The organism is Methylibium sp. T29, from assembly GCF_000576205.1.
GTDB classification, from domain to species: domain Bacteria; phylum Pseudomonadota; class Gammaproteobacteria; order Burkholderiales; family Burkholderiaceae_C; genus Methylibium; species Methylibium petroleiphilum.
This window is the reverse complement of sequence record NZ_AZND01000222.1, coordinates 1-5,479: the sequence shown is the minus strand read 5'-3', so window position 1 is coordinate 5,479 and position 5,479 is coordinate 1. Positions and strand designations below refer to the sequence as shown.

Here is a 5,479-nt window from a genome sequence, read left to right as displayed (position 1 = left end):
GTCGAGCTCGCGGCGCAGCGCCTTGCGCTGCAGGCCTCGCTGTGGCGGCGCGTCTCGTCGGGCGTGGCGGGCTGCAGCGGCGGCACCGCGGTGGGCTTGCCGGCATCGTCCACCGCCACCATCGTGAAGAAGCAGCTGTTGGCGTGGCGCACGACCTGCGTGCGGATGTTCTCGGCCACCACCTTGATGCCGATCTCCATCGACGAGCTGCCGGTCAGGTTGACCGACGCAAGGAAGGTGACCAGTTCGCCGACGTGGATCGCCTCGCGGAACACCACCTGATCGACCGACACGGTGACCACGTAGCGGCCCGCGTAGCGGCTCGCGCAGGCATAGGCCACCTGATCGAGCAGCTTCAGGATCGTGCCGCCGTGGACATTGCCAGAGAAATTGGCCATGTCCGGCGTCATCAGCACGCTCATCATGAGCTGGTGCAGCGGCCGATCGCTCATCAGTGGGCCGCCCAGGTGTGAGGCAGGGCCGGCAGCGGCGGCGGTGCCGGCAGTTCGGGCAATGCAGCGCGTACCTGCTGGCAGTGCAGGAGGTGGCGGTCGCACAGGCGCTTGAACATCCAGCCCGACAGCGCAGCCGACGCCACCTGGCCGGCCACCGGCGCGAACTTGGCGGCCTGCTGCACGCCCAGACGGACCCCGAGCCCGCGCAGCGCACTGATCAGCACGCCCTGCGTCAGCGCTCGGCCGATCAGGTAGCTGCCGACCTCCATCGCCAGGTCGTCGACCCGGTTGCGCAACGGCGCCGGCAGGCGCGCCACCTGGTCGGGCCCGAGCCCGTGCGCCACGCTGATCTGCCCGAGCGTGGACGCCAGCAACTGGCCGTTGACGAACAGATCGGCGCCCGGCACCGGCAGCACCGACACGCCGGCGGCCTTCAGCGCCTGCCGCCGCACGAGGCGGCGGCAGTGCCGCTCCAGGGCGGGATCGGCGGACACCGCGCGGCCTCTGCGCTCAGGCCTTGGAAGCGTTCAGCTTGCCGACGATGAACAGCAGCACCACCGCGCCCAGCACCGAGGCGATCCAGCCTGCCGGCTCGCCGACCGCATACCAACCCAGCGACTGACCCACGAAGCCGGCGAGGAACGACCCAGCGATGCCGAGCACGCAGGTCAGGATCCAGCCCATCTTCTGCTCGCCCGGCATCACGAAACGCGCCAGCGCGCCGACGATCAGACCGACGATCAGGGTGGTAATGATGCCCATGGCGAAAGTCTCCCGGGAGAGGCAGTTGAAGAAACGGCCGATATTGGCACAACCGATGCCGAAGTGGATGACGGGCCCGCGCACCCGGTCAGCGCCCGAAACGCAGCGCTGCGGCGCAGCCGGCCCCGGCCGCGACGGCGGACACGAAGCTCCCCCAGGCGATATCAGTCAGCGTGACCTGCCATGACCAGCCGCGCAGCGTGGCCAGGTTGGTGAGGTCGTAGGTCATGTAGCGAAGAAGCCGAACAGCGCGCCCAGCATCAGCGCGCGCGTCACGGACTCCGCCGCGAGCGCCGGGACCACGGCGAACACGACCACACCGACGATGTACAGCAGATAGAAACATGCCGCGACACCGAAGCGCACCTGCTCCGCCATCAGGGGGCCGATCTGCCCGCGATAGAAGTCCTTGGCGACCGCCCCGAGCCACAGCGCGTCCAGCACGGCGAGCACCGCGAGTGCGGCGACATAGGCGACGAAGTAGCGTGGCATCGGCGGGCCCCTGATGAACGTGGGACCGATGTTGCCTGGGGCTCGGGGCCGCTGCTGTAGGACGGCGCCGCGGCTGCATGCCGGGTCAGCCGGCGGCGTCCAGCCGCACCGGTACGCGCGCGGCCAGCGCGCACATCGGTTCGTAACCCACGGTGCCGGCCGCGTGGGCGACCTCATCGATCGGCAGCACCGCGCCGGACGACGCCCGACCCCACAGCGTCACCTCGCTGCCGCGCGCGGCCTGGGGCAGCCCGCCCAGGTCGACGGTCACCATGTCCATCGACACCCGCCCGACCAGCCGCGTGCGCACGCCATCGACCAGCACCGGCGTGCCGCTCGGCGCGTGACGCGGGTAGCCGTCCGCATAGCCACAGGCCACCACGCCGATGCGCATCGGCGCCTCGGCGGTGAAGCGGCTGCCATAGCCCACCGTGTCGCCGGCCTGCAGATCCTGCGTGCCGATCAGTCGCGCGCGCAGCGTCATCGTCGGCTGCAGGTCCCAGTGGGCGATGTCGTGCGAGGGGAAATCGGGCGCGGAGCCATACAGCATGATGCCGGCGCGCACCCAGTCGGCACGCACCGCAGCGTCGGCGCCGTGGCGCAGCGTGGCCGCGCTGTTGCAGAGGCTGCGTTCGCCCGGCAGGTCGCGCGTGGCGTCGTCGAAGACCTGCATCGCCGCGGCGATGCCGCGGCCGCCGTCGGCGTCCGAGAAGTGACTCATCAGCGAGATCTCGTCGACCTGCGGCAGCGCATGGAGCCGCGTCCACGCCGCGCGGAACGCCGCGGGCCGGAAGCCCAGCCGGTTCATGCCGCTGTTCATCTTCAGGAACACCCGGTGCGGCTGGTGGGTCTTGTGCATCGCCAGCCAGTCGATCTGCGCCTCGCAGTGCACCGTGTGCCAGAGGTTCAGGCGTGAGCAAAGCTCCAGGTCGCGCGGCTCGAACACGCCCTCGAGCAGCAGGATCGGGCCGCGCCACCCCAGGTCGCGCAGTTGCTGCGCCTCGGCCAGATCGAGCAGCGCGAAGCCGTCGGCCGCACGGAGCGCCTCGAAGACACGCGCGATGCCGTGGCCGTAGGCATGGGCCTTGACCACCGCCCACACCCGCGCGTCGGGAACGGCCGCTCTGGCGCGGGCCAGGTTGTGCGTCAGGGCCTCGGCGTGGATCAGGGCTTCGATGGGGCGCGGCATGTCGCAAGTGTGCATGCGCCGAAGCGGCGGCAGGGCCGCACGCAGGCAAATTCAAGGTACATCAGCCGTCCTGATACCCCGGTGCGGCACCCGGAGACTGCCAGGACCGCGTGCTATAACCCGCGCCGCAGGGAGACAGTTTGGCACCGGTCGATCCCGGATGCCGCAGCCGACGAGCGGATGAAAAAAGGTTTCTACACCATCATGTCGGCGCAGTTCTTCAGCTCGCTGGCCGACAACGCCCTGTTTGTCGCGGCCGTCGAGTTGTTGAGGACCTCCGGTCAGCCCGAGTGGCAGCGCGCCGCGCTGGTGCCGATGTTCGCCCTGTTCTACGTGGTGCTGGCGCCCTTCGTCGGCGCGTTCGCCGATGCGGTGCCCAAGGGCAAGGTGATGTTCATCTCGAACACCATCAAGGTCGTCGGCTGCCTGATGATGCTGTTCGGCTCGCACCCGCTGGTGGCGTTCGCGGTGGTCGGGCTGGGCGCCGCAGCCTATTCACCGGCCAAGTACGGCATCCTGACCGAGCTGCTGCCGCCCTCGCAGCTGGTCAAGGCCAACGGCTGGATCGAAGGCCTGACGATCGGCTCCATCATCCTCGGCGTGCTGCTCGGCGGACAGCTGGTGGGTCGCGCGGTCGCGCCCACGCTGCTGGCGATCGACCTGCCGCTGGTCGACACCGGCATCGACACCGCGCCCGAGGCCGCCATCGCCGCGCTCACCTCGCTCTACGTCGTGGCCGCCGTGTTCAATCTCTACATCCCGCGCACGCAAGCGCCGCTGCAGCCGGTCGCGCACAGCGTCGTCGCGCTGGTGCGCGACTTCTCGGCCTGCAATGCGCGGCTGTGGAACGACAAGCTGGGCCAGATCTCGCTGGCGACCACCACCCTGTTCTGGGGCGTCTCGGGCAACCTGCGCTACATCGTGCTGGCCTGGGCCGCCGCGGCGCTGGGCTACGGCACCACGCAGGCTTCGTCGCTGGTCGGGGTGGTGGCGATCGGCACGGCGATCGGTGCCGTGCTGGCCTCGGTGCGCATGCGGCTCGACCAGGCCACGCTCGTGATCCCGCTGGGCATCGCGATGGGCGTGCTGGTGATCGGCATGAACTTCATCTCCAACGTGTGGGTGGCAGCGCCCTTCCTGGTGCTGCTGGGCGGCCTGGGCGGCTTCCTCGTGGTGCCGATGAACGCGCTGCTGCAGCACCGCGGTCACAACCTGATGGGTGCGGGCCGCTCGATCGCGGTGCAGAACTTCAACGAGCAGGCCTGCATCCTCGGCCTCGGCGCCTTCTACACCGGCATGACGCGCTTCGGCCTGTCGGCCTTCGGCGCGATCACGATCTTCGGCGTGGTGGTCGCCGGCTCGATGTGGCTGATCCAGCGGTGGCACCGCAACAACTGCGTGCGCCACAAGGACGAGGTCGATCACCTGATCGCGCTGGCCCGCAGCGACCCGCAATGACGGGTGCTCCGCAGCACGCCGGCAGGCCGCCGGCCGTGCCGCTGCTGGCGGTGCTGGCGTTGATGCTCAACGCCTTCGTGTGGGGCGTGTCGTGGTGGCCGTTCCGGCAGCTCCATTCGTTCGGCCTGCACCCGCTGTGGGCGACCGCGTTGGTCTATGGCCTGGCGGTCGCGGTGATCGTGCTGCGCTGGCCGCAGGCCCCGGGCCAACTGCGGCGCACGCCGGTGCTGTGGGTGCTGGTACTGGCGGCGGGCACCACCAATGCCGCGTTCAACTGGGCGGTGACGATCGGCGACGTGGTCCGTGTGGTGCTGCTGTTCTATCTGATGCCGCTGTGGACCGCCCTGCTCGCACGCCTGCTGCTGCAGGAGCGGCTCACGCGCTGGGCGCTGTTCCGCGTGCTGCTGGCGCTGGCCGGTGCGGCGATCGTGCTGAAGCCCGCCGGCGCCGGCTGGCCGCTGCCGTCGAGTCTGGCGGACCTGCTGGGCATCGTCGGCGGCTTCAGCTTCGCGCTCAACAACGTGATGCTGCGGCGCGAGTCGCGGCGGCCGCCGGAGGGCCGGGCGCTGGCGATGTTCCTCGGCGGCGTGCTGGTCGCCGGCGCGCTGGCGCTGAGCCTGAGCACGGCCGGCAGCGTGGCCTGGCCGCCGGCACCGCAGCCGTTCTGGCTGCTGCCGCTGGCGATGCTGGCACTGGCCTTTCTGGCCGCCAACCTGGCGTTGCAGTACGGCGCGGCCCGGCTGCGGGCGAACGTGACCTCGGTGGTGATGCTCACCGAGATCGTGTTCGCCTCGGTCTCGGCGGTGCTGCTCGGCGACCAGGTGCCGAGCCCGCAGCTGCTCATCGGCGGTGCCCTCATCCTCGCCGCCGCGCTGCTGTCGGCGCTGGAGCCGGAGCCGGCGCACCCATAGCGCCGGCCAGCCGCGTGCGAGCCGTCACAAGACGGGGCCGCGGCGTTGCACTTTGTCATGCCTCGCCGCCAGCGCCGCGGGCATGCTCGACGCCATGCATGCCAAGCCCCGTCCCGCCGGCGCGCCGCCCGCCCCGCCTACCGCCTCCTCGCCCTGGGGCTGCTGTTGGCCCTGGGTGCCTGCGGTGGGGGCGGTGGCAGCGAGGATGTCGC

6 protein-coding genes and 2 pseudogenes are annotated in these 5,479 nt (G+C 70.6%); 2 read left to right on the top strand and 6 right to left on the bottom strand.

The features are described 5' to 3' along the window. The 5 genes and pseudogenes from x551_RS17940 to alr form a co-directional block, all read right to left on the bottom strand. Positions 1-452, bottom strand: a pseudogene (locus x551_RS17940) (acyl-CoA thioesterase); the annotation flags it as partial. Further along, positions 452-949: a hypothetical protein gene (locus tag x551_RS17935; RefSeq protein WP_011831132.1), complete on the bottom strand. Its 498-nt coding sequence runs from the start codon at positions 947-949 to the stop codon at positions 452-454. The pseudogene x551_RS17940 and the gene x551_RS17935, both read right to left, overlap by 1 nt. A gap of 16 nt (positions 950-965) precedes the next feature. Further along, a complete protein-coding gene (locus tag x551_RS17930; RefSeq protein WP_036234896.1) occupies positions 966-1,217 on the bottom strand; it encodes a GlsB/YeaQ/YmgE family stress response membrane protein in 252 nt (83 codons plus the stop codon). Positions 1,218-1,305: 88 nt separating this feature from the next. After that, positions 1,306-1,709 (bottom strand): annotated as a pseudogene (locus x551_RS17925) (DUF2177 family protein). Between the two features lie 85 nt (positions 1,710-1,794). Next, the gene (gene alr / locus x551_RS17920) at positions 1,795-2,898 is read right to left on the bottom strand and encodes an alanine racemase (RefSeq protein WP_011831135.1); all 1,104 of its coding nucleotides are present in this window, start codon (positions 2,896-2,898) and stop codon (positions 1,795-1,797) included. 180 nt (positions 2,899-3,078) lie between these two features. Between alr and lplT the strand changes: the two genes are divergently transcribed. Together lplT and x551_RS17910 are read left to right on the top strand one after the other, a co-directional pair. Beyond that, on the top strand, positions 3,079-4,356 hold the full coding sequence (gene lplT / locus x551_RS17915; RefSeq protein WP_036234901.1) for a lysophospholipid transporter LplT: 1,278 nt from the start codon (positions 3,079-3,081) through the stop codon (positions 4,354-4,356). Continuing rightward, entirely contained in the window at positions 4,353-5,267 is a 915-nt protein-coding gene (locus x551_RS17910; protein ID WP_051512131.1) for a DMT family transporter, read from the top strand. The genes lplT and x551_RS17910 overlap by 4 nt, the downstream gene beginning before the upstream one ends. A 24-nt stretch (positions 5,268-5,291) precedes the next feature. Here the strand turns inward: x551_RS17910 and x551_RS26565 are convergent. Then, positions 5,292-5,479 (bottom strand): hypothetical protein (locus x551_RS26565; protein WP_036249863.1); only part of this gene is annotated, 188 nt, incomplete at its 5' end.

Bases quoted from the DNA above. Each gene is read 5' to 3' on its own strand.
- lplT (WP_036234901.1), top strand. From the start codon at position 3,079: ATGAAAAAAGGTTTCTACACCATCATGTCGGCGCAGTTCTTCAGCTCG.
- alr (WP_011831135.1), bottom strand. From the start codon at position 2,898: ATGCCGCGCCCCATCGAAGCCCTGATCCACGCCGAGGCCCTGACGCAC.
- x551_RS17930 (WP_036234896.1), bottom strand. From the start codon at position 1,217: ATGGGCATCATTACCACCCTGATCGTCGGTCTGATCGTCGGCGCGCTG.
- x551_RS17910 (WP_051512131.1), top strand. From the start codon at position 4,353: ATGACGGGTGCTCCGCAGCACGCCGGCAGGCCGCCGGCCGTGCCGCTG.